The sequence below is a fragment of the Pontiella agarivorans genome, assembly GCF_034531395.1.
Taxonomy (GTDB): Bacteria; Verrucomicrobiota; Kiritimatiellia; order Kiritimatiellales; family Pontiellaceae; genus Pontiella; species Pontiella agarivorans.
This window is the reverse complement of record NZ_JARVCO010000010.1, coordinates 1-22,451: the sequence shown is the minus strand read 5'-3', so window position 1 is coordinate 22,451 and position 22,451 is coordinate 1. Positions and strand designations below refer to the sequence as shown.

General features: G+C 50.6%; 28 protein-coding genes and 1 tRNA gene. 16 read left to right on the top strand and 13 right to left on the bottom strand.

Features of this window, described 5'->3' with window-relative positions:
- Positions 1 to 39 precede the first annotated feature (39 nt).
- Positions 40 to 882: an inositol monophosphatase family protein gene (locus P9H32_RS07630; protein WP_322608296.1), complete on the bottom strand. Its 843-nt coding sequence runs from the start codon at positions 880 to 882 to the stop codon at positions 40 to 42.
- A gap of 328 nt (positions 883 to 1,210) precedes the next feature.
- On the opposite strand from P9H32_RS07630, the gene P9H32_RS07625 reads away from it, so the two are divergent.
- From P9H32_RS07625 to P9H32_RS07600, 6 genes are all read left to right on the top strand, one after another.
- A complete protein-coding gene (locus P9H32_RS07625) occupies positions 1,211 to 1,645 on the top strand; it encodes a hypothetical protein (protein ID WP_322608295.1) in 435 nt (144 codons plus the stop codon).
- A gap of 164 nt (positions 1,646 to 1,809) precedes the next feature.
- Positions 1,810 to 2,175 carry a hypothetical protein gene (locus P9H32_RS07620; RefSeq protein WP_322608294.1) on the top strand — a complete coding sequence of 122 codons (366 nt, stop codon included), beginning with the start codon at positions 1,810 to 1,812 and terminating at the stop codon, positions 2,173 to 2,175.
- Between the two features lie 84 nt (positions 2,176 to 2,259).
- Positions 2,260 to 2,676: a hypothetical protein gene (locus tag P9H32_RS07615; protein ID WP_322608293.1), complete on the top strand. Its 417-nt coding sequence runs from the start codon at positions 2,260 to 2,262 to the stop codon at positions 2,674 to 2,676.
- Positions 2,677 to 3,153: 477 nt separating this feature from the next.
- Positions 3,154 to 3,870, top strand: a complete 717-nt coding sequence (locus P9H32_RS07610; protein WP_322608292.1) for a hypothetical protein — start codon at positions 3,154 to 3,156, stop codon at positions 3,868 to 3,870.
- A 134-nt stretch (positions 3,871 to 4,004) separates the two neighbouring features.
- Positions 4,005 to 4,487 (top strand): DUF4468 domain-containing protein, encoded by a 483-nt coding sequence (locus P9H32_RS07605; RefSeq protein WP_322608291.1) that lies wholly within the window; start codon positions 4,005 to 4,007, stop codon positions 4,485 to 4,487.
- A gap of 21 nt (positions 4,488 to 4,508) precedes the next feature.
- The gene (locus P9H32_RS07600; RefSeq protein ID WP_322608290.1) at positions 4,509 to 4,736 is read left to right on the top strand and encodes a hypothetical protein; all 228 of its coding nucleotides are present in this window, start codon (positions 4,509 to 4,511) and stop codon (positions 4,734 to 4,736) included.
- Positions 4,737 to 5,113: 377 nt separating this feature from the next.
- Here the strand turns inward: P9H32_RS07600 and P9H32_RS07595 are convergent, their stop codons facing one another.
- From P9H32_RS07595 to P9H32_RS07570, 6 genes are all read right to left on the bottom strand, one after another.
- On the bottom strand, positions 5,114 to 6,130 hold the full coding sequence (locus tag P9H32_RS07595) for an oxidoreductase family protein (protein WP_322608289.1): 1,017 nt from the start codon (positions 6,128 to 6,130) through the stop codon (positions 5,114 to 5,116).
- Positions 6,131 to 6,237: 107 nt separating this feature from the next.
- Positions 6,238 to 6,543: a helix-turn-helix domain-containing protein gene (locus tag P9H32_RS07590; protein WP_322608288.1), complete on the bottom strand. Its 306-nt coding sequence runs from the start codon at positions 6,541 to 6,543 to the stop codon at positions 6,238 to 6,240.
- A 16-nt stretch (positions 6,544 to 6,559) separates the two neighbouring features.
- Positions 6,560 to 6,892: a type II toxin-antitoxin system RelE/ParE family toxin gene (locus P9H32_RS07585; protein ID WP_322608287.1), complete on the bottom strand. Its 333-nt coding sequence runs from the start codon at positions 6,890 to 6,892 to the stop codon at positions 6,560 to 6,562.
- A 40-nt stretch (positions 6,893 to 6,932) separates the two neighbouring features.
- On the bottom strand, positions 6,933 to 7,478 hold the full coding sequence (locus tag P9H32_RS07580) for an NUDIX hydrolase (RefSeq protein ID WP_322608286.1): 546 nt from the start codon (positions 7,476 to 7,478) through the stop codon (positions 6,933 to 6,935).
- Positions 7,465 to 8,043, bottom strand: a complete 579-nt coding sequence (locus tag P9H32_RS07575) for a sugar O-acetyltransferase (protein ID WP_322608285.1) — start codon at positions 8,041 to 8,043, stop codon at positions 7,465 to 7,467. The genes P9H32_RS07580 and P9H32_RS07575 overlap by 14 nt, the downstream gene beginning before the upstream one ends.
- Complete coding sequence (locus tag P9H32_RS07570) at positions 8,043 to 8,528, bottom strand: HIT family protein (RefSeq protein ID WP_322608284.1); 486 nt, start codon at positions 8,526 to 8,528, stop codon at positions 8,043 to 8,045. Before P9H32_RS07570 ends, P9H32_RS07575 begins: the two co-directional genes overlap by 1 nt.
- A 74-nt stretch (positions 8,529 to 8,602) precedes the next feature.
- Here P9H32_RS07570 and holA point away from each other — a divergent pair, with 74 nt between their 5' ends.
- Positions 8,603 to 9,700 carry a DNA polymerase III subunit delta gene (gene holA / locus P9H32_RS07565; protein WP_322608283.1) on the top strand — a complete coding sequence of 366 codons (1,098 nt, stop codon included), beginning with the start codon at positions 8,603 to 8,605 and terminating at the stop codon, positions 9,698 to 9,700.
- Here holA and P9H32_RS07560 read toward each other — a convergent pair.
- The 5 genes from P9H32_RS07560 to P9H32_RS07540 all read right to left on the bottom strand — a co-directional run bounded on the left by P9H32_RS07560 (position 9,697) and on the right by P9H32_RS07540 (position 12,828).
- Positions 9,697 to 10,368, bottom strand: coding sequence for a DUF799 domain-containing protein (locus P9H32_RS07560; RefSeq protein ID WP_322608282.1), 672 nt, complete (start codon positions 10,366 to 10,368; stop codon positions 9,697 to 9,699). The two genes, holA and P9H32_RS07560, sit on opposite strands and share 4 nt — an antisense overlap.
- Positions 10,361 to 10,750, bottom strand: coding sequence for a DUF4810 domain-containing protein (locus P9H32_RS07555; protein ID WP_322608281.1), 390 nt, complete (start codon positions 10,748 to 10,750; stop codon positions 10,361 to 10,363). The genes P9H32_RS07560 and P9H32_RS07555 overlap by 8 nt, the downstream gene beginning before the upstream one ends.
- On the bottom strand, positions 10,747 to 11,064 hold the full coding sequence (locus tag P9H32_RS07550) for a peptidase associated/transthyretin-like domain-containing protein (protein ID WP_322608280.1): 318 nt from the start codon (positions 11,062 to 11,064) through the stop codon (positions 10,747 to 10,749). The genes P9H32_RS07555 and P9H32_RS07550 overlap by 4 nt, the downstream gene beginning before the upstream one ends.
- Positions 11,061 to 12,041 (bottom strand): CsgG/HfaB family protein, encoded by a 981-nt coding sequence (locus P9H32_RS07545; RefSeq protein WP_322608279.1) that lies wholly within the window; start codon positions 12,039 to 12,041, stop codon positions 11,061 to 11,063. Before P9H32_RS07545 ends, P9H32_RS07550 begins: the two co-directional genes overlap by 4 nt.
- Positions 12,042 to 12,273: 232 nt before the next feature.
- Positions 12,274 to 12,828, bottom strand: coding sequence for a hypothetical protein (locus P9H32_RS07540; RefSeq protein WP_322608278.1), 555 nt, complete (start codon positions 12,826 to 12,828; stop codon positions 12,274 to 12,276).
- A gap of 479 nt (positions 12,829 to 13,307) precedes the next feature.
- On the opposite strand from P9H32_RS07540, the gene P9H32_RS07535 reads away from it, so the two are divergent.
- From P9H32_RS07535 to infB, 9 genes are all read left to right on the top strand, one after another.
- Positions 13,308 to 13,985: a YggS family pyridoxal phosphate-dependent enzyme gene (locus P9H32_RS07535; RefSeq protein WP_322608277.1), complete on the top strand. Its 678-nt coding sequence runs from the start codon at positions 13,308 to 13,310 to the stop codon at positions 13,983 to 13,985.
- A gap of 124 nt (positions 13,986 to 14,109) precedes the next feature.
- Positions 14,110 to 14,907: a pyrroline-5-carboxylate reductase gene (proC, locus tag P9H32_RS07530; protein ID WP_322608276.1), complete on the top strand. Its 798-nt coding sequence runs from the start codon at positions 14,110 to 14,112 to the stop codon at positions 14,905 to 14,907.
- Entirely contained in the window at positions 14,900 to 15,724 is an 825-nt protein-coding gene (locus P9H32_RS07525) for a hypothetical protein (RefSeq protein ID WP_322608275.1), read from the top strand. Before proC ends, P9H32_RS07525 begins: the two co-directional genes overlap by 8 nt.
- A gap of 209 nt (positions 15,725 to 15,933) precedes the next feature.
- Positions 15,934 to 16,908, top strand: coding sequence for a permease (locus tag P9H32_RS07520; protein ID WP_322608274.1), 975 nt, complete (start codon positions 15,934 to 15,936; stop codon positions 16,906 to 16,908).
- Positions 16,909 to 16,985: 77 nt separating this feature from the next.
- On the top strand, positions 16,986 to 17,315 hold the full coding sequence (locus P9H32_RS07515; RefSeq protein WP_322608273.1) for a hypothetical protein: 330 nt from the start codon (positions 16,986 to 16,988) through the stop codon (positions 17,313 to 17,315).
- A complete protein-coding gene (locus P9H32_RS07510) occupies positions 17,308 to 17,703 on the top strand; it encodes an ArsR/SmtB family transcription factor (protein ID WP_322608272.1) in 396 nt (131 codons plus the stop codon). Before P9H32_RS07515 ends, P9H32_RS07510 begins: the two co-directional genes overlap by 8 nt.
- Positions 17,704 to 17,862: 159 nt before the next feature.
- A tRNA-Thr gene (locus tag P9H32_RS07505) sits at positions 17,863 to 17,938 on the top strand.
- Positions 17,939 to 18,266: 328 nt separating this feature from the next.
- The gene (gene nusA / locus P9H32_RS07500; protein WP_322608271.1) at positions 18,267 to 19,454 is read left to right on the top strand and encodes a transcription termination factor NusA; all 1,188 of its coding nucleotides are present in this window, start codon (positions 18,267 to 18,269) and stop codon (positions 19,452 to 19,454) included.
- Positions 19,451 to 21,586: a translation initiation factor IF-2 gene (infB, locus tag P9H32_RS07495; protein WP_322608270.1), complete on the top strand. Its 2,136-nt coding sequence runs from the start codon at positions 19,451 to 19,453 to the stop codon at positions 21,584 to 21,586. Before nusA ends, infB begins: the two co-directional genes overlap by 4 nt.
- A 395-nt stretch (positions 21,587 to 21,981) precedes the next feature.
- On the opposite strand, the gene P9H32_RS07490 is transcribed toward infB, so the two are convergent.
- Positions 21,982 to 22,451 (bottom strand): hypothetical protein (locus P9H32_RS07490; RefSeq protein ID WP_322609318.1); only part of this gene is annotated, 470 nt, incomplete at its 5' end.

Genomic DNA, 22,451 nt, shown 5'->3' with positions numbered 1-22,451 from the left:
CCACAGGCCGCCGCGATCACGCGTCAGCAAACCGCCTGTTCACGGCTGTATCTGTTCCTTCAGTTGAATCACCCGGCGGGCCAGCTCCGGATCGGTTGCAAACAGAATGCCGACGCGGTTGAACCGGTTGTATTCGGCATTAAAATTCAGGGGATTGCCGCTCATATCGGAAACGACCGCCCCGATTTCGGTATACATGCAGGCCGTTGCGGCATAATCCCAGAAGCAGCCGCCGCCCGGCTGCTCTTTCGGAAATTTGAAATAGCAGGCCGGCGGACTTTCCAGGCACCAGACGGCATTCATGACGCCGCCGCCCTGGGCTTTTACACGTGCTCCGAGCGCATCGGCAACCTGCCCGCAATATGGAAATTCCGCCACGCTGCGGTCGGTAATAATCTGCAGCTGCGATCCATGATCGCGGATCTTCCAGGGTTTGGAATTCCGAAATGCGCCGCCGCCCCGGACGGCATGATAAAGCGTGTGTTCCACCGGGTCATAAACGACACCGATCTCGGGAACGCCGGCTTTCGAAACCAGCGCAATCGAAACCGAATAGCCCGGTACGGCCTCAATAAACGGAAGCGTTCCATCGATGGGATCAATGCACCAGAAATAATCCTTTTCCAGCCGGCTGCCGTCATCCGGGCTCTCCTCGGTCAGCAGCGCGAGATCAAATTCGGCAAACGTCGGCTCCAGTATCCGCAGCACGATGTCCTGACTCTGGCCGTCCACTTCCGTCAGCACCTGCGAGGCGAGGTTATCGCCTTCTTTATCCTGCCGGATGTCCAGCGGCCGTGTTTCGGCAATATGCTTTCCCGCCGCCTCTGCGGCTTCAATGGCGATACTGCACAGCGAATTCAAGTGGTTTGCATTCAGTTTCATGGGAAAGAAGAGTAGCAACGAATGAATAGAAAGCAACGAATCAGCAGGTATAGATTTGCGGGCATGAAGCAGGCTGCTGCAGTACTTCGTGCGCCGGTTTGTTTTTGCTTCCCTTTTCTTTTTTTGGAAAAAGGAAATACGATTAAAAAGATTTTTCAACCCAAGTCTTTAAGTTGTTGTGGGCCTGATCTACACTGCAGTCCATCCATCGACGGAACCGGTTGTCGGGGATATACAGCGCGGGCCGCTGAATGCATACAGCGATGCAACGTATACCCCATACATCGCATCCGTTTAACACACTGTTAGCCACGGAAAGAAAAATATTATGAAACATCTATCAATCATTCTCTTTATTTCCATCTCACTATTAACCCCCATTGTTCAAGGGAAAGATGAAGCTCAATCAAGGCATGATAAAATCTATGCATTTCAGCACAAACTCACACCGTCACTTCTATTTAAAACTGACGGAAGATTCTTTGCTGATTTAGAAAATGGCTCAAAGTCAAAACTGATAGGTATCGCAAAAGAGTCTGTTGACTCAACTTTTGCTAAAGCTCTAACCATACAGCCCGTTAAAAACAAAGACGCATATACCATAACGTTTCAGAAACCCGCAGAACCTCCAGAGTGCTATCACGTCTTGCTGATAAAATCAGATGATGAATATCTCTATTACACCTTGGAAAAAGGAATCGATGTATTCGGCCAGGGAAATCCAAGTTTTTTATGTCAATGGACTCCAGGGGGAAACACCTGAATTTAGGGACACGAAAATATGATGACCTTAAGAGCTTTATTGATGATGTGATGAAAAAGAATAACAACGGCTAACCAGCGAGTAGACCCTACTTGGACAACGCCCGATTTTGAAAGCAGAGTCTGATTCCCAAGCGGGTCACTCGTAACGTTCGGAGGATAAATATGAAAAAGATAATAATCACAATCAGTGCACTAATCTGTCTCAACGGTTGCTCCATGATAAGTAGCTCCCCGTCCCAGAAACCCTTCGAAATACCACAAGAGGAATACAACTCCCTGTCAGAGAAGCAACGGAGTTTTTATGACAGCCTAACTCCTAGTCAGAAAAATGATCTTGAAAGAGAAAGACGAATGGCAGGTTATAAGAATCAAATACGATCATTAGATTCGCAGATCAAGCAGTTAGAGGTGAGCCTTAAAAGGACGGAAAAAGAAAATATTATGTCCATTATCGTCGACATCGACATGCTCAAGAAAGAACGTATGACCGCTCAGAAATCCCTTGATGAGTTAAACCAAGCTCATTAACCCTACCTTGAACAACGCCCGATTTTGAAAGCAGAGTCTGATTCCAAAGCGGGTCACTCGTAACGTTATGCCGGAAAAAATATTATGACTAAAAATATATCTCTATCACTAATCTCAACATTTGCCTTGTTGCTTACTGGGTGCTCAACAGTAGTAAAAACAGCAAATTTATCCGATGATGCCGAGTACTATTGGTTAGGTTCATCGTCATCCAATACTAAAACCATTTTTAATATAAATGATGAAAAAGTGACTCTACACGTCGTATTCAAGCCAAATTTTTCATGGTCAATTCCAACATTTATTGTGGAGTGGATTGAACCAGACTCTAGCGTCTATCTATCTCGCCCTATCACCACCAAATACGGAAATAATTCTGTTCTGATAACGTCATTACCGATTAAAGGAAACATGCCATCAAGAAGCCCCGGCGAGTGGCGTGTACAACTAAAGAAAGATGATGCTGTCTTAGTCGATTTTCCATTTATAATTGAAAAATAAGCATAACCAGCCATGGCCCTAAGTTAAGGGTTGTAGGGCTGGAACGGTTGAGTTTGCGAGACCTTCCCACCCCTTTCGTAAAGTGGGTTGCACCCTTGAACTGCAACGACTCTACTGTAGTTTCAGCCCGTTGGAATGCGGCGGGAAGGTCTTTGACCATTCACGCCCTACAATTTGAAACACGCTTAACTTAGGAAAAAAGGTCTGCAATCGGAAAGCCCGCGGGAAGCGGGCAGTGTGTCGGGAACGCCGTTTTGTTTTTGCTTCCCTTTTCCTCTTTCTGGAAAAAGTAAATGCGGCGCAAAAAGATTTTTTCAAGCCAAGTCTTTAAGTTGTTATGGGCCTGATCTACACTGCATTCCATCCATCGACGTAACCGGTTATCGGGGATATACAGCGCGGGCCGCTGAATGCATACAGCGATGCAACGTATACCCCATACATCGCATCCGTTTAACACACTGTTCATAAATAATCATGATAAGAAAATTCATTAACAAACTACGCAACAACAAAAACTCAAAGGTTCAAGGCAAAATACCTGACCAAAAGGTTGATCCAGAGTTGTTAAAAATGACCGTACACCAGTTTGCAGATCAATCGTCTGTGGTTATGAAAGGATATCGTTTCTCTGCAACACTCCAACCTACCGTTCCTTTGAAATATTTACGTAGACACGGAGAAATTTCACCCAACATCCCAGATGAAGAAAAGGAAGTGGATAGCCCACATTTCATTTGGTTACCCGAAGTAGAAAGCAAGTATTCTTTCCTTTCAGAAGGACGTACAGTCTCAAGTTCAGTAGGTCCCATTGATCCTGACGGAGGTGATTTTCTCCTCTTCCTAATTGCATTAAGGGAAATAATTGAGAAACCCCAAGATCCCAAAATAACTGACTATCAAGATGCACTATATAAACAGAATGAAATTTTAAAATTGTCTAACTCGAAAATATCCAATGCTGACGATTACCTGCACAAATTATTTGGAGGCACCAAAAACCAGATATTAGAATTTGTCTTACAAGAAATTGGAGCTCCATCCCACAAAGGTTTGAAGCTAGAGCACCTAGAAGAATTATCAAATCTAGGATTTTGCTCGATTTCTAAAATGCTTAATGCACCAGATGAGGTATTACTTGCTCTCAAGGGCATTGGTCCATCCAAACTGAAAAGCATTCGTGAGAACACATAAATGATCGACCAGCACATGGACTTTACGGTGAAAACGCCGCCAATTTTAACAAAGAAAGAGACCGTGGCTGAGTCGAGCTTCAGCCATAGGGTCTGGGGAAGAAAAATAAAACATCCTTTCAAGGAGCAGATGAAATGAAAAAAATATACATCACATTAACTGTCATAGCTTCCTTGCTCTTTTCTGGTTGTGAAACAACATCAATAAGTCCAGCGGATACAGACCGAGCTGATTTACAATACGTTGTTACTCTTACCGATCATTCCAGTGAAGATATTTACACTGGCCTGAAGTTATGGGTAGCTGAGAATTTAAAATCAGCCAAAGCTGTGATTGATTATGAGGATAAAGAGAAAGGGATAATAATTTGCAATGGCATTGTGCCCAATATCATCCTGAAGTCTGGATTATCATCCATCGCATTACAGGCAGAATTCAAAATGAAAATTGAAGTTAAAGAAGGCAAAGCCAGATTTACATTCAGTGACTACGGCATAGTTGGACGACACAGTTCTACCCTATACGAAAGCGAAGTCTCTCAAATTGACACGAAGCTGAAAGCATTTGAAACAAGCATCGTCGAATATTTGAATGCAAAACCTAACAATGATTTCTAATGCAAATAAGGAACAAAAACTATGAGCTCTAATGTATTCAAAGCAACGCCTCCTCTCAAAGTTTGCGAGTTTTATAACAGGAAAGATGAATGGTATCTCTATTTAGAAGAAGAGGTCGGCATTTCGGAAATTGACCAATATTCAATTCGGCTAGAATTCATGAATGCGAAGAAGTATGACGAAGTTCAGGAAATTAAGGATTACCTGAAAGAAAAAGGATTAACATTCGTTTTCCAGAAAAACCAGTAGGCCTACCAAGAAACAAAAAAGCCCCAACCAGTCATCTTAGGTTCTCCGTCAACGTAAGAACTGACTTTCGACAGGGCCGTTCAGCCTAATATCATCAGGGTCATCAGCGATGGTTTTTCAAATTGAGAGGCCCCGTCTTTTAATGATGCTCAGGTAGTGCTTCTCGTCGTAGGGGATCTGCTCTTTCCATTTGGTCCTCTTATGTGTTTGGTTGCACTGGCTGATCGTATCCGCCGGAGGACTTCTTATTCAAATGGGCGAAACTATTTGTACGTTATCAACCTCCGAGGGTTCACCACGGAGGAAGGACTCTGTGTCCTCCGAGTCCTCCAGCGGAGAGGGTGGTAAAAATATACCAGTATGTTTTAGCAAATGGTCTAATTACATTGTTCCAGCACTTCGCGGGCGAGGCGTTCGCTGTAGGCATGGATTTTCCAGTGCCCGGGACTCCAGCCCTGCAGGAAGCGGAAAAAATCGGTCCAGGCTACGGGATACAGCGACCGCCAGTTTTTTTCCAATGATTGGAAATCGATGTTTTTTCCGCGTGTTTCGAGCGCCTTTTCCAGGCATTGGAAATAAACATCAAGCAGCCGGGTTTCCTGCTGTTCGCATTCATCCTCTGAAAGGCAGCTGCTGATAAAATAGGCCACGTCTTTCATGCCGCATCCGCCGCCGACATATTGAAAATCAACGGCTGCGACCTCGCCGTTTTCCGCAAAACAGAAATTGGCCAGTTTGGCGTCGCCGTGCACGAAGGTCTGGAAGGGCGAATTTTTCAGTTGCTGATCGATCGCAGCGGCGGCGTTTTTCAGCTTCAGATCATCGAGTTCCTGTAATTCATCGGGGCGGGTTTCGAGGTGCCAGTAGGTGCCGGTTTTCCAAAGACTGGAAGGTTCCTCGTGCATAAACTCGGCGTGAAAGTGGGCGAGCCACGAAAGGCAGGCTTCGATGTCGGCCTCGGTCACATAGCTTTTCCGCAAATGAAACCCGGATGCATCGAGGTCTTCCATCACCATGAACACTTCATCGCCGCGGGTTTCGAGGGCATAGCATTCCGGAACGCGGCACGAATCATCGCAGCGGTTGGAAAAATCACGATAAAATGCGGTTTCGACCTGATAGGATTTTACTTTGCGTTCGTGGGAATTTCCGGTGTTCCAGCCGCGCGGATGGTGCTGCCGGGTGGGCCACTGGACGTGTTTGACGATGACGCTCTGGAGGGACGGGCTCTGTACCGTCCCAGGACGACACGGAGGTCGTCCCTCCATAGTATATTCCAGGCCTACACGCACAATTTTTCCGTAGCCGCTCCAGAGGTTTTGAATCACTTCGGATTCGGTGAGGGCGGAAGCGCCGGTGGCTTTGAGGGTGATGGCTGTAAAATGTTGATTCATATGGCGGGGGAGCGTTGCAGAATCCAGGACGATAGAAAAGAAGAGGACAGGAAAATCATGTAGCGAGAAGCGGTGTTTTGGAGTGCTCCGACCCTTGAGGGCAGGGTTCAGAGGGCGTGTTTGAGTTCGCCGGGGGTTGCTCCGAGTGCAAGATTGGCACGCACAAGCAGATCGATGGATACGGTTTTTTCGGCGTGTTCCATCTTCGCGAAACGGCTCTGACTGGTGTGCATCAGTTTAGCGGCCTGGCTCTGGGTAAGTTTTTTCGACTTCCGTTTTTCACGAAGGTGCTGGCTGAGGGCGCGCTTAATTTCGATATAGGCCATCTCCTCATCGCTCAGATTCAGAAATTCCTGAGTATCTCCTATGGCAAATCCAGCAGCTTCAAGTTTTTTTCTTTGTTCGGCATTCATGATGCTCTTCTCCTGTCTAGATCAGATCGTATTGTTTGAGCCTGCGTTTGCTTTCGTCGACCACTCGCTTGGGTGTTTGTTGTGTTTTCTTTTGAAATACATCAGCAATGACGATCGCATCAGAATCTATGCGGTAGACAATTCTCCAAATCGAATTTTCATCTGTGATTCTCAACTCATGGCACCTTTTCCCGATTGCGGGCATTGGGCGTGAATGGGGCAGGGAGAGACGAATTCCTTCCTGCAAATCTCTCAGCAGGCAGCCGGCTTCAATCCGGGCTTCCTTGCTGAGGGGTGGCGTTTTAATTTCGCCCTTCAGCCATACAAGCGGTTTGGGGTGCTTGTTCATGGTTATAAATATGTCATATATGACATATTTCGCAAGTTCTTTATGACAGCAATTGAAGCCACTTCCGTTTCATGCGAAGCATGGATTCTTCATGGGTAAATTTTTCCAGGGATTGGATGTCGACCCATTGGAGATCGTGCGATTCTTCGGATACGATGTAGTCCTCGTTTTCCAGGCATTGGAACACAAAGCGGACATCGTGGTGAAAATGCGCCGGTTCATTTTTACGCTCAGGAATCCGATGAATATCGAGGTCGAAGATTTCGGGATTCCACAGGGTCAGATTCCGGATTCCGGATTCTTCGAGGGCTTCCTGCCGGGCGGCATCGATGATGTCGGTGTTGCCGTCGGCATGTCCGCCGAGCTGCAGCCACATATCGAGTTTTCTGTGGTGCGTCAAAAGCACGTGTGTCCCGGCTCGATTAACTAACCAGGCGGAACCCGTAATATGGCCAACCTGCAAGGAGCGTTCAAAACAGTCGGGATGGGTTTCAACAAAACCGATCAGCCGGTCCGCTGTGTCTTTTTCATTCGGCCACGTTTTGCGATAGGTCCGGAGTCTGGAAAGCAGGTCATTGCGGTGCATCGGTTTTCTCAATGTTCCGGATGACCTTTGCAGGATTGCCTACGGCCAATGCATCGGAAGGGATATCTTTTGTGACGACAGAACCGGCACCGATTACCACGCGGTCACCGATCGTGACGCCCGGAAGGACAATGACGTTCCCGCCCAGCCAGCAGTCTTTGCCGATGGTGATGGGTTGGCCGAATTCCAGTTCGGCCGCCCGCTGCGTGGCGGATAAGGGATGGCCGGCGGTGTAGAGCTGCACATTCGGAGCGAAAAGGGTCCGTGCACCGATGCGGATTTCGCAGACATCGAGAAAAACGCAGTTGAAATTCAGGTAAACCTTTTCTTCGCAGTGAATATTATAGCCGTAATCGCAATAGAAGGGCGGGGTCACATAAATATCATCCGCGCAGTTGGGCAGCAGTTGCCGGAGGGTTTCCCGGCGTCCTTCGGGGTCATCGAACAGCTCGATATTCATTTTTTTCAGCAGCGATCGGGCCGTTTCACGTTCGGCGGCCAGTTCGCCGCCCATGGAATAATAGAGTTCGCCGGCGAGCATTTTTTCTTTTTCGGATTTCATCATCAGGCCGGATTAAAAAGGGGGTGAAGAATATCGTACTGTTCGAGCAGGGCCTGCGGCATCACGCGGGTGTCGGCGAGAACGGGCATAAAATTGGTATCACCGGTCCAGCGCGGTACAATGTGCTGGTGGATATGATCTTTCAGTCCGGCTCCGGCGGGTTCGCCCAGATTAAACCCGAGGTTGAGGCCTTGCGGATGCAGTTCCGCCTTTAAAATATCCACGGCTTCGGCGGTGAGATCCATCAGTTCGAGCCGCTCTTCAGCCGTGAGTTCGGAAAGATTGTCAAGGTGGCGGTACGGAGTGACCATCAGATGTCCGGAATTGTAGGGATAGCGGTTCATGACGACGGCGCAGGTTTTTCCGCGTTTAAGCAGCAGGTTTTCACGGTCGTTGTTTTCGGCGAACATGCGGCAGAGAAAACAGCCGCCTTCTTTTTCGCCCAGAATGTATTCAATGCGCCACGGCGCCCAGATGGTTTTGTTCATGCTTGATCCTGTTTTCAGTTTCAAAGGAGAGGATTAAATCATATCTTCCGGAGATTGGAAGTTTGGAAGGAATCATGGCGGATAACGTATATTTTTATTGTGGAAATGATGAATACCTGGTGGGTACGAATGCGCGGAAAAAGGTGGATCAGATCTGCCCTGCGGAGGAGCAGTCGCTCTCGCTGGAAGTGATCGACGGCAGTGCATCGAAGGTGGATGAGGCCATTGCGGCAATCGATCAGTGCGTGGCGGCATTCCGGACCGTGGGGCTTTTCGGCGGTAAAAAAGTGGTTTGGCTGCGCGATGCCGCGTTTCTGAAAAATCAGGTCATTATGAAGAATGCCGATGTGAAACGGCTGCTGGCGGAACTTTCCAATGATCTGAAGGCCGGGCTTTCGCCGGATCAGTTTCTGGTGGTTTCCGCGCCGGGGATTTACAAGGTTTCGGGTTTTTACAAGGCGATTAAGGATATCGTTGAATTCGAGGAGTTTGATATTCCCGAACGCGACTATGAGGCGCGGCCGGTGGCGTTGAAACGGGCGAAATCGTTGTTTAAGCGCGAAGGGTACAGCATCGATTCCGATGCGGCGGACCTGTTTATCGACCGGGCCGGTTTTGAAACCCGCCAGATCATGAATGAGGTGGAGAAGCTGGTGCTCTATAAAGGCGAGGATAAAAATATCCAGCTTCAGGATGTGCAGCTGATGACGGCGGCTTCTCATGAAGCGGTGGCCTGGGACTTTACGGATGCTATTGCCGAGCGGAAACTCGGGGAGGCGATCCGGATTTTCCGGCAGCTGCTTTTCCAGAAACAGACGGCCATCGGTCTGATTATCCAGATTGAAAATCTGTTTCAGAATCTACTGCGGTTCCGGGAATATATGGAGATCGGCTGGCTTCGCATGAACGGCAACCGGATCCAGTGGGCGAACGACGAAGAGATTGATGATTATTTTGCGGCCATGCCAGATGATCCGCGGAAAATGCATTGGTTCCGGGCTTCGAAATTTGCCAACCAGGCGGCTCCCTACACGGTCGCCCGCCTGGCGGCGAGCAAGCGGCTGGTGGTGGATACCCACGAAAAGATGATTTCGGAAGGATCGATCCCGCATGAGCTGATGCTTGAAACGCTGCTGGCCAAACTCTGTGCCCCACCGCGGCGCCGGCGTTAGAATCGATCCATATCGTTCTGATATTCTTTGAGGTTATACGGACCGGCCGGAAGACCATAGTGCGTCTGGACAACCGCTTTTCCGTTGGCCTGCCGTGCAAGAGGCATGTAATTGGGTGCAGCTTTGGTTGCGGCCGCCTGAACGGCGGCAACCACCAGATCGGCGATCAGATTTCCGCTGGAGCTGTTTTGCGGCTGATAGACAATTTTCTGCGCCGTACTCCAGAGTTCGTTTCCGGTATGGCCGTCTTTCAGCACATAATTGAATTCAACCGTCACGGTGGTGGCGAGTACGGCATATTGTGCGTCCCAGCGTTCCACCGTAATATAAAGAACCGAATCCGCTCCGAACAGGGCGGCCAGGCGGGTCGGGTCGGCATGGTGCACCATATGGGCATCGGCGAGCCCGTCTTCTTCCATTACGCGTTTGACCATGTTGACCGGAAAGACGTAGTAGCCCCGTTCGGCAACCGGCTGGGAAATGGCAGACAGAAAATAATCGGCGGCATCCACATCGACGGTGTTGTTGACCACCGGTACGATCAGAATGGAGTGCGGGTCTGCTGAACGGAACGCGGTGTAGTCATATCCGGCGGGCGGGGTGGTGCTGCAGCCCGCCAGCAGAACGGGGAGTAAAAGCAAAAGAGAATAAATGATGTTCTTATTCATGAATTTCTCCCCCGTCTGCGGTGCCGGTGTTGATGGAGGCCACCTGAATCATATGATCCATAAATACTGCGGATTCCGGCCAGAGTGCTTTTTCTTTGTTGTAATATTCGATGGCTTTTTTGTTTTCCCCCCGCCGCATCAGCAGAAAGCCGTATTCGGCATACAGTCCGGGCGCCAGGGGTTTGGTCTGCGGATTTTTTCTGCTTTCGTAGTCCGAAATGAGGGCGGACAAATCGGCATAAAGCACTTCATCGTTTTTGGGGTTTTTATAGTTTTCATACAACCACTGGTCGTAATTGCCCCAGGTGAAAAGGGTCGGGGCGGCACAGCCGGAAAGAAAAAGCGGAACGGCACAACAGTACAGAAGCAGTTTTCGGTTCATGGTTTAAAGGTCAGGATTTTTGTTGTTTCTCCACTCAGGAAAACTTCCTCGGTGTAAAGAACCGCGCCGCTCGGGCTGCGGACCTCAATTTGGTGCTTTCCGCTTTCGACGAGCAGAACGCCTGCTTTTCCATTAAAGCGGGCTGCCGGCCCCATATCGAGGCCGTCAACAAAGAGCTTTGCGCCGGCGGGTGCTCCGGCGATGCCGAGGGTCGGCCGGGCGTCTTTCTGCTCCACTTTCGCTTTTTCCGGATAGGCACAGCCGGAAAAAAGGCCGGCGGTCAGAAGGGTTGCTGTTAGGAAAATCCATTTCATGATTCATTCTCCTGTTCCGTGATGAAGAGGTCGTTTATATCGTAAGCGGACAGATCGCCTGCTGTTACCCGGGCGATTGAACCTTCGCCGGCTTCGTCTTCGCCGAACAGTGAAAGGATTTCAATGGAGGCCACGTTTGAAGCCGGAAGTTCGATATCGAGTCCGGTCTGCGGACTTTTCACCGTCTTTCCGCGTTTCATGACGGCAAAGGTGTCGCCCTTGCTGATGCCCTGATGGGCTCCGCCGCTGATGTAGACCTGGCCGTTTTCTATCGTAAGAATTGAGGTTTTCCAGGTTTTCTCCTCCAGCTTCCGGATCAGCGTATTGAGCACATCGGATACGGCGGCATCAATGGCTTTATCGCTCAGGGTTGCATCATAAGAGGCTTTGCTGCCGTACCCTGCAATTTCTCCGGATTCAACACTGGCCGAGCCGCTGCCTTTGGCGGTGAAGAAGATACGGCCGGTTTTAACATCCACCAGCCGGAGCTCCACCGAAGCCTCCGCCGTCTGTTTTTTGGTGGAGCTGAGAAAGCCTTTTTTGCCGGTGGTATTCATTCCGAATTCTGTCAGCGATCCGAAAATCATGGTATCCACGCCGACAAGGTTCAGCGTTTGACCGGTCAGTTCGCTTTCGGTCTTCAGCTTATTGATATCCGGGCGTTCAAAAACCAGGAAACGATCCGATTCCACCAGCCGTCCGGCCAGAATATCTGAAACCTGTTTGCCCAGCGGGTCATTTTCATCGTCGCGCAGTAATGAGCGGCCGTATCGGGTTTCGTTGCTGAAGCGTCCGATCGCAATTTTTCGTTTTAAACGGGGTTTCGGGGGAAGAGCCTGTTGCTTCTGGGCTTGAAGCTGGGCCTCGCGCGAAACCGGGGCCTCAACCGCCTGCGGCTGTTTATCAACCGTTGCACAGCCGGCGATCAGTATGAAGCCGACGCAGGAAACCGAAGATCTAAGCTTTTTATTCATCATGCTTTCTCCTGAAATAAAAGGTTCTTCCTACTTTTGTTGCAGTTTATCGATATCGATCCTCTGAAGTAATATCGATGGCTTTCATAAAAAACTACTTGGGATCAAACAAATTCACTTTCTGCAAGATCTTAAAGGCTGTCAATCCTCATGTGATCAGATGCGGATGTAAAAAAAGCCGCTCTGAAACATCGGAGCGGCTTTGCTTTGGATATGTTTAATTCAGCACGTTGAATTAATCACCGAAGCTCCAGTTGGCAATGATCATGCCCTGAGCCAGTTCTCCTGGGAGGTTGCTGAACCAAGGGTTGTCTTCAATGATGTTTACGAGCCCGAGCTGGAAGGCCCATTCATCAACAGTTTTTGCATAGTTCACCAGGCCAAGCTGAACGCCGTGCATTTTTGCGGTGTAGTTCACCCAGGCGGATTGGAGCCCGACAAACTCTTCCTGAGCGATGTTCACAATGCCGCTCTGCCAGCCGACAAATTTACCGGAGGTGTTATTCACCCAAGCCCAATGTACGCCGGAGAAGTTTTCAGCATAGTTATAGAATGTGAGGTAGGGCAGCCAGGCGAAACCTTTGCTGTCGCCGGTTGAACCGTTCACAAAACCGATTTGCCACTGTGCACCGGGGTTTTCATTCCATACCCCGATCGATACGCCTTTGATTTCAGTATCACGGTCCTGGAGGGCGATATCCGGAGTCAACGAAAGCTGGAAGCCTGCGGTTTCAGCAAAAGATCCTGCGGTCAGCGCGCACGCTGCAGCTACAATCATCAATTTTTTCATGTTTTCTCTCCTTGTGGTTTTACATGTTGCTGGTGATTTATGTTTGGGAGCATAGAAACAACGGAATAAGACTGCAACCGCTTTTCTTTTATTTTACGGAGTAACGTTTACGTCTATTTTCAGATCCTATAATACAACGGTTCCTTTGAAAGGAAGTGTTCGAAATGATTGGGAGCAAAAGTTTTAGAATGTGTTGTCCGGGGCGGGATTAATATCGTATTCCTGAAAACCGGCCCGGCGGTTTCCGGCTGAACCCGATGCTCACCACGTTTAAATGGTACGGATTTGGTTATGTTCCTTCAAGGGTCAGCCGGCGCTCATGAACGGGAATGATGCGGCCGGCAAATCGGGGGTTTTCATGGAAGGGCCTTTCCCGGGAATAACCGCTCTCTACTGAGCGACTGAGATTCGCGGTTTTCATTCTTTATTCGATACGGGGTCATCGGTAATGCTGTTGGGTCGAAAAGGACGTGAAATATATGGAAGAAACATTTTCAGATCGACTGGAACGGGTGGAACACAGAATTCAGGCGGCGTGTGAAAAAGCCGGCCGGGCGCGCGACAGCGTAACGCTGCTTGCGGTCTCAAAAACGAAACCGCCGGAAGCGGTGCGCGCAGCGGTTGACTGCGGACTTCGGCTTTTCGGTGAAAACAAGGTGCAGGAAGCGCAGTCCAAAATTCCGATGAGTCCCGGCGGGCTGGAATGGCATTTGATCGGGCATCTGCAGAGCAACAAGGCCAAGGTTGCAGCCAACCTTTTCCAAATGATCCATTCCGTGGATTCGCTGAAACTGCTCCAAACCCTGGAAAGTCATGCCAACCAGACCCTGCCGGTTTTGCTGCAGGTCAATATTGCCGGGGAAGCCGCAAAATACGGGTTTAAACCTGAAGAAGTGGCGGGGGCCATTGAGGCGGCCAACCAAATGAGCAAGTGCGAGGTGCACGGCCTGATGCTCATTCCGCCGTTTGCGCCTGATCCGGAAAAAACGCGTGTTCATTTTTCCAGCCTTCGGAAACTGCGCGATCAGCTGCAGGACGAAACCGGTACGCCGCTGCCCGAACTTTCCATGGGGATGTCGCACGATCTGGAAGTCGCTATTGAAGAGGGCAGCACCTGGATCCGCATCGGAACGGATCTGTTTGGGAAGAGAGGATAAGGATTTAACCCCCGAGCGCACGGCGGATGAATCAAAATCCGCCAACAGGGAAAAGGGATTGGATGCGCGATTGAGCAATTAGCCTCTGTGTACTCTGTGCGCCCTGTGGTAAAAGGAAATCATCATGAAAATTACATTTATCGGAGCGGGTAACATGGCGGAAGCCATTGTTGCGGGGATCATTAAGCAGAACGTGGTTGAAGCGGCGGATGTCTGCGTGACGGATATTAACGAAGAGCGGCTGGACCATTTTACCGAACAGTACGGCGTCGGGCGCACTACGGATAACGCGGCGGCGGTGGCGCAGGCGGATGTCATTGTGCTTTCGGTTAAACCGCAGATTTTTCCGGACGTCTGGCCGGAGATTGAGCGCGCACTTAAATCCGACGCGCTGGTGATCAGCATTATGGCCGGAATTCCTTCTGCTAAAATTGCCAATGGAAAACCGATTCGTGTGGTGAGGGTGATGCCGAATACGCCGGCGCTGGTCGGAGAAGGGGCTGCGGGGATTGCCGCCGGGGAATTTGCCGTTGAAGCGGATGTGGAAATTGCCTGCAATCTGCTCGGTGCGGTTGGCGTGGCGGTTGTGGTTGACGAGAAGGAAATCGATGCGGTCACGGCGCTGAGCGGCAGCGGTCCGGCCTATGTTTTTTATCTGCTCGAAAGTATGCTTGAAGCGGCGGAACAGATGGGATTGGAAAAAGGAGTTTCCCGTGAACTCGCGCTTTCAACGGTGATCGGAGCGGCTAAACTGATGAGGGAATCGGGCGAAGAGGCGGCCGGTCTGCGTGCAAAAGTAACATCGAAAGGCGGCACCACCCATGCCGCCATTTCAACGCTGGAAGAACACGGCGTGAAGGATGCCGTTGTGGCGGCGCTCAAAGCGGCGCAGACGCGGTCGATCGAACTGGCAAATGGCTAAGAAAAAAACAGCACCGCCGAAAAAAAGTAAATGGCAGCGTTTCAAGCGGAATGCCGTCACAACGCTGATTATTCTGATTATACTCTATATCGGCGGGCATGTTATTTCGCGGCTGGAGGGAACGCGGCAGGCCATTGTCGATAAGTTGTCCAACGGCACCCGCCAGCCGATTTCCATCCAGAAAACGGGGATGACGCTGCTGTGCGGACTCCATCTTCAGGGGCTGAGTTTCCAGGGGGTGGAAATGCCCGATGTGAAGATGAAGTTCAACTGGTTGTTCTTCTTCTCCAAAGAGACGCCGTTTGTACGCGAGTTGAGCATCAGGAATATGGAAATGACCTTCCGGCAGGTTCCAAACACGGGAAACTGGGAACCGCTGATTCTCAGTGGAATCGGCCGTCGGCTCGGGGCGGTGGTGGGGTTCCGCCCGCCGGATAAGGCGGATGATTCGCTGCCGAAATTTCCGCCGAAGGCCATCAATGCCAAAACCCTGCTGCAGCTTGAGGATGCCAAAGTGGTCTGGAAAGATGCCAACGGGCGCGAGGTGGCCTATATCACCGATGCCAATCTCCGGTTTGAAACCGGCAGTTTTATAAAACGGAAAGTCATTCAGACTATTTTCAAGTGCGAGCATCTGAAGCTGGCCAACGGCCGGGGACTTCGTAAATTCCGCCTTGAAGCCTTCCGGGTTGACGGCTCCCCGTGGGTCACCGTTATGGATATGGCCGACATCAACGGCCAGTATGAAGAGTTTGCAACCGATACACTTTGGCAGGATTTGAACGAGCAACTGAACCTGCTTTCTTCGATGCACTGAGATCTGTTTCCGGTTCATCTGCGATAGGCTGTGCGGCATATGGGCGTCGGCGGAGCGGACAGAATCCGCTGTTGCAGAAAACCCGATCGAAGGCCCGAAATTTCCGAAAAACCGCCTCGCCCCGAATTTTTGACATTATACTTGCAGACATGTGCAAGTATGTAATTATGCGCGGACGTTTTTAAATTAACCCTTAACCAGGCAGGATTATGAATGCTGAAAAACTGACTGTTGCATTGGAAGAATTTGTTCATGTGGGCGGAGCGCTCGTTATTGTTATCGCCGTGGTATCGGTGCTGACGGGTTTTATGCGGGAATATATTCCGCAGGACAAACTGCAGAAAAAACTGACGAAACATGAGCGGTTCGGTCCGTTGCTGGGAGCCTTTCTGGGGATGCTCACCCCGTTCTGCAGCGCATCCGTTGTTCCGTTGACCATGGGCATGGCCACGATGGGGGTAAACCTGGGTACGGTGCTGAGTTTTCTGATTTCGGCTCCGCTTTGCAACTTTGTGGTTCTGGCCATGGTGTATGCTGTTTTCGGGTTCAAGGTCACCGCCAGTTATTTTGCGATTACCTTCATTTCGGCGATTATCGGCGGCTGGTTTATTACGAAAACCCCTTGGAAAAATGAGATCAGGCGGGGCGAAGAGCTGGGCGATAAAAAGGCGGACTCCGGGTGTGCTCCCGTCTCCTGCTGCGGCGCAGAGCCTGAACCGAAGCCCGAACCGCAGCCAACCTGCTGTCCGGGTACTGCTGCAGGTTCCGGTGAGACGAAAAAGCCGGTGCTGGCCATTCGTTTCGCGTGGGTGCTGTTCAAAAAAATTATTCCGTATGTATTGATCGGGGCTTTGATCAGCGGGGTGTCGGCGGCCTATCTCTCGGCTGAAATTGTTGAAAAATATGTCGGCGGCGACAGTCTGCTTTCAATTATCATCTCCGCCGTGATCGGTGTTCCGGTGTATCTGCGCATTGAAATGGCGGTTCCGTTGCTCAAGGTGCTGATCGCCAAAGGCATGGGCCTCGGTCCGGCCATTGCCCTGATCATCGGAGGGACCGGTGCCAGTCTGCCGGAAATTGCGCTGGTCTCCTCCGTGCTCAAACCCAAAGCGGTAATCGCATTTATCACCATTGTCCTGATCACCGCAGTCTGCGGCGGTGTTCTGGTTCAATACGTCCTTTAACCCGGTAACCGCGTGGTCTTCTCCGCCGCCGGCGTATTACGGCGGCGGAGAACAGCGCCTTAAAGGAGATTCCCGAAATGGAAAAAACGACCGATATGCAATCGAAGGAGAAAGAGGGAATGTCCGGCAGGCGACTCATCTCCTGTATGAGCAAATGGTGTGCATACCGCTATCTGTATCTGGTGATTACCACCCTTATTAAAGGAGGCAGTATGTCCGGGCAGGTTAAAGCCGGTCGGAATATGGCCCTGCTGGGGTTGTGCTGCCCGATTTTCTGGATGGCGTTGTTTTCCGGAGAGCGGGGGGCGGCACTGGCCTTTCATGCGATGCATTCCGGAGTGGTATGTTTGCTCGGAATTGCTATCATGATTGCCGGTTTAGTGAATCAGAAGGACCGTCATGAATGAAGAATATATCGATGCCCTCAAAGCCCTTGCAGAGCCTCATCGGCTGCGCCTGTTCTGGTTGCTGATCCACGTGGACCAATGCATCACCGTGGCCGAAGCCATGGATGTGACCGGCGATACGCAGTACAATGCCTCCCGGAATCTGAAAATGCTCTACAAAGCCGGCCTGCTGGCCCAGAAAAAATCCGGCAAATGGGTTTACTATCAGTTGGCGGAACAGAATGAACCGCACTGGCAGGCGCTGGTTGAATCCGTGGGCTCCATCCCGGCCGGTGAGTTTTCCGATGTTGTGTCGAAATGTAAAAAACGCCTTGCCATGCGGGTCAACAACGAATGTGTGGTCGGCCCCGACAGCGAGGAGTGGCAGGCCGCAATTTCGGGCACATAAAACCGGGCCGCTGATGAATCCGGTGCATTTCGGTTCTCTCTGACCGTACCGAAACAGCCTGTGCCGCTCAATCCGCTTTCCGGCTGACCGTGAAAAGCTGTAAATCCGGGTTGACCCCGTCCCCCGATTTTCGTAAACACTCAGGCCTTCTTTCAAGTGGCCAATGTAGCTCAGTTGGTAGAGCAATTCACTCGTAATGAATAGGTCATCGGTTCGACTCCGATCATTGGCTCCACTTTTCTTCAACCCATCTGTATTTCACCGGATTCGTAAGTATCGGGCTAATCACACAAACTGCCTGAGTCTGCAGGGGAAAAAGCCGCGTGGGCGGGGTATGAATCAATGTTCTGTCATGGGCGGGTATGTCGGTGTGCGGTCCGTATTTTTGTGTTTGGCGGGCCGGGATTTGCCCGGATTGGCCCTTGACGGGGCGGGGGTGGAGGAGTAGCTTCCACGTCTTGTTGATATTTTGGCTCTGGTAAAGAGTGGCCCCATCGGCCGCTCTTTTTCGATAAAGGGGCCGGTTATTTGAAATTGAAGGTTGAGTGAAGGAGGTAGCGGTTATGAATCCTGCAGAGCTGAAAGCCGTTGTCGAGTACATGGAAAGCGAGCGCGGCGTTGAGCGTGATGTGATTGTACGTGCCATTGAGCTGGCGCTTCAGAGCGTGGCGGAAAAGAATGGCATGGAAGACGACACCCTGCGTATTTCCATTGATCGGAAAACGTTTGAACAGAAGGCGTACCGGAAGCTTTCGGACGGTTCTGAAATTGAAACCACTCCTCCGCGCCTCGGTCGTATTGCTGCCCAGACTGCCAAACAGGTGATCATGCAGAAAATACGCAATGCCGAGAAGGAACTGATCTTCGAAGAGTATAAAGACCGTATCGGTGAAATCATCACGGGTACTGTTACCCGTTTTGATCGTTCGGATGTTGTGATCGAGCTCGAGCACGGCGAGGCCATCATGCCTTCTAAGGAACGTGTTCCGACTGAAGAGTATGAAGTCGGTGAGCGTATTCGCGCCATCATCCAGAATGTACGCGAACGGGAGCGTGGACCTGAAATTGTGCTTTCGCGCAATCATCCTGATTTTGTCCGGCGTCTGTTTGAGCTGGAGGTGTCGGAAATTTCTGATGGAACGATGGAGATTAAAGGCATTGCCCGAGAAGCGGGCTACCGCTCCAAAGTGGCGGTCATTTCCTATGACGAGCGGGTGGACCCGGTTGGGGCCTGCGTCGGCATGCGCGGCATGCGGGTCAAAAATATTGTGCGCGAACTCTCCGGCGAAAAAATAGATATTGTCCGCTGGAGTGAAGATATCCACACCTTGATTACCAATGCGCTTGCGCCGGCGCGTCTGAAAAGTGTGGATGCCGATGAAGAGACGCAGACCGTGCAGGTTACGGTTGAGCCGGATCAGCTTTCGCTGGCCATCGGTAAACGCGGCCAGAATGCGCGCCTGACCTCCAAGCTGACTGGCTGGCGGGTCGACATCCAGAAGGATGAAGAGAGTATGGACTTTGAGGAACGCGTTGCTGTCGCGGTCACAAAGTTGGCGGCGATCGAAGGTATCGGCGACGAATTTTCAGAAAAGCTGGTCTTCTCCGGCTTCCTGACCCTGGAAGGAATTTTGGCGGCCGATATGGACGACCTTTCTTCTATCGAGGGCATTTCCCGCGAGCAGGCCAAATCAATCTGGTATGCTGCCGAAGGTGAATACATTAAAGAACATGGTGAGATTTCAGAATGATGACTGTAGTACAAACTGCAAAAGATGTCGGCGTTTCTGCCGATGAACTGATAGAGATTCTGGGCGATATCGACATTGCTGTCGATGGCCCGGATGCCGAGCTGAACGATGAACAGATTGCCCAGGTCTGCGACGAGCTGGGCTATGCTTCCATTGACGAGGCCCGCGAAGATAATTCCGAGGCCGAAGCGGAACCGGAGCAGGAAGCTCCGGCTGCTGAAGAGATTCCGGCTGCCGACGAACCGGCCGTTCAGGAAGCTCCGGCTGAAAAGCAGGCTCCTGCCGAGGAAGCCGCGCCGGCGGCTGCACCCTCGAAAGAGCCTGGCCTGATTGAGCTGAAAAAGCCGAAGGTGGTTGTGAAAGAGTTCGCGGAGATGATGGATCTCAAGCCGAATGTTGTCATTGCTGAACTGATGAAAATGAACGTCTTTGCATCGATCAATGCAGAGATTGATCTGAAGGTGGCCAAAGAGATCGGTGCGAAACACGGCTTTACGGTCCGCAAGGAAGAAAAGAAAAAGGCCGCACCGCAGCAGCCCAAGGCATCCGCAAAGAAAGCGGCGGCCAAGAAGAAGCAGGAGCTTCCGGATACTCCGGATGCTTTGCTTCCGCGCCCGCCGGTGGTTACGTTTATGGGCCACGTTGACCACGGTAAAACGTCGCTGCTCGATAAAGTTCGCGACACGCGGGTGACCGCCGGTGAGTCCGGCGGGATTACCCAGCACATTGGCGCATATACGGTGGAGCTCAATGATCATAAAATCACTTTTCTCGATACACCGGGCCATGCCGCGTTTACCGCCATGCGTGCCCGCGGGGCAAATCTGACGGATATCGTGGTGCTGGTGGTTGCAGCCGATGACGGTGTAATGCCTCAGACGCTTGAAGCACTTCGGCATGCGAAAGCGGCCGGCGTCTGCATGATTATTGCCATGAATAAAATGGACCTGCGTTCGGCTAATCCCGATCGCGTAAAACAGCAGCTTCAGGAACATGAAGTGATGGTGGAGGACTGGGGCGGCGATATCGGCTGTATTCCGGTCAGTGCGCATACCGGAGAAGGTATTGACAGTTTGCTTGAACGTATTCTGCTTGAATCCGAAATGCTGGAGCTGAAAGCCAATCCCAATAAACCGGCCAATGGTTTTGTGGTTGAGGCTCAGATGGAACAGGGTATGGGACCGACGGCGTCTGTGCTGGTGAAAGAAGGGACACTGAAAGTCGGTGATCCGATCATCTGCGGACAGTACTGGGGTCGCATTAAAGCGCTGATTTCCGATCAGGGGAAAAAGATCCGTACGGCCGGTCCTTCAACCGCAGTTAAGATTCTCGGTCTGACCAATGCGCCGGGAGCAGGTGATGAATTTCAGACCATGGGCAGTGATAAAGAAGCCCGGGCGATTTCTGAAGAACTGCAGGCGGAAGAACGCCAGAATCAGCTGGGCGGTGCCGGTGCGGCAGCGCCGAAAAAGATGTCACTTGATGATCTGTTCGGTACCGCCGGAGTCGGCGGCGAGAAGAAAGAGCTGAAAGTAATCATCAAAGCCGACGTGCAAGGTTCGGTAGAGGCGATTGCGCATTCACTCAGCGGCATCAAAAGCGACAAAGTGGAAATCAATATTATCTCCAACGATGTCGGAAACATTACGGTGAATGATGTCATGCTGGCGAGTGCATCGGATGCCATTATTCTCGGCTTCCACACCGGGAAAGAAAACGGAGCCAACGCTGCGGCGAAACGCGAGGGTGTTGAGATCCGTCTGTACAGCATCATCTACGAACTGATCGAAGATGTTGAAAGCGCGATGAAGGGGCTCCTGGAGCCTGAGCTGCGTGAACAGGTGATCGGCGAAGCTGAAATCAGGGAAGTATTTGAGCTCAGCAAGAAAAGCAAGATCGCCGGTTGTATGGTGATGAGCGGCCGGGTTACAGCTAAAGCAAGTATCCGCATTAAACGCGGCAGAGATATTCTGTTCGAAGGGCTCATCGGTTCGCTTAAGCGCTTCCAGAACGACGCTTCTGAAGTTCGCCAGGGTCAGGAGTGCGGTATTCGTCCGGACAACTTTACGAACTTCGAATCCGGGGATACAATTCAGGCGTACATCGTTGAAAAGATTACGCAGGAACTCTGATCTGCTGCTTGAAAGATTCATCGAAAACCGTTCGTGCTGCGAACGGTTTTTTTGTGCACAGATCAGGTTTCCGGGAGAGGATAGATCATTCTCATGCCAATTGATTTGTTGCCTTTCTTCACGACACAGAAAGCGCTGTTGAACGTGCGGTCCGGCTCTTTCGTTACGTAAAGGACCGGCGTCCATAAAAAAGCAGTGGGTTGGGTAAAGTGGTTTATTCGTTCCAGGTAACGAGATTCATTTTCCTGTTGTTGCTATGTCCTGCTTCACGGGGGGCGTGAGTGTTCATGGCCGTTGGTCTTATTGTTGTAACCCCAATGACACCATGAGTTTTTATAACTCAAACCATTTGCATAAAATTAACATTGTGCTTATAAACATTTTCAGAAGGACGATCATTCAAGCATCTTTAACAAAGTGTAACTCGGACAAGACACGCAGGAATGGGGAGATGATCGTTGGTCAGGAGTAAAAACTAAGGAGGCCACAATGGCAGCGAAGAAAAAGGCAGCGAAGAAGAAGGCTGTGAAAAAGAAAGCAGTTAAAAAGGCACCGGTTAAAAAGAAAGTCGCCAAGAAAAAGGCTGTTAAGAAAAAAGCGGTGAAGAAAGCTCCGGCCAAAAAGAAGATTGCCAAAAAGGCTCCGGCGAAGAAAAAATCCACCAAAAAGAAAGCGGTAAAGAAGGCTCCTGCGAAAAAGAAAGTCGCCAAGAAGAAGGTCGTTAAGAAAGCGACGAAGAAAAAGGCCGCCAAAAAGAAAGCGGTGAAGAAGGCCCCGGCGAAAAAGAAAGTCGCCAAGAAGAAGGCTGTTAAAAAAGCGCCTGCGAAAAAGAAGGCGACGAAGAAAAAGGCCGCCAAAAAGAAAG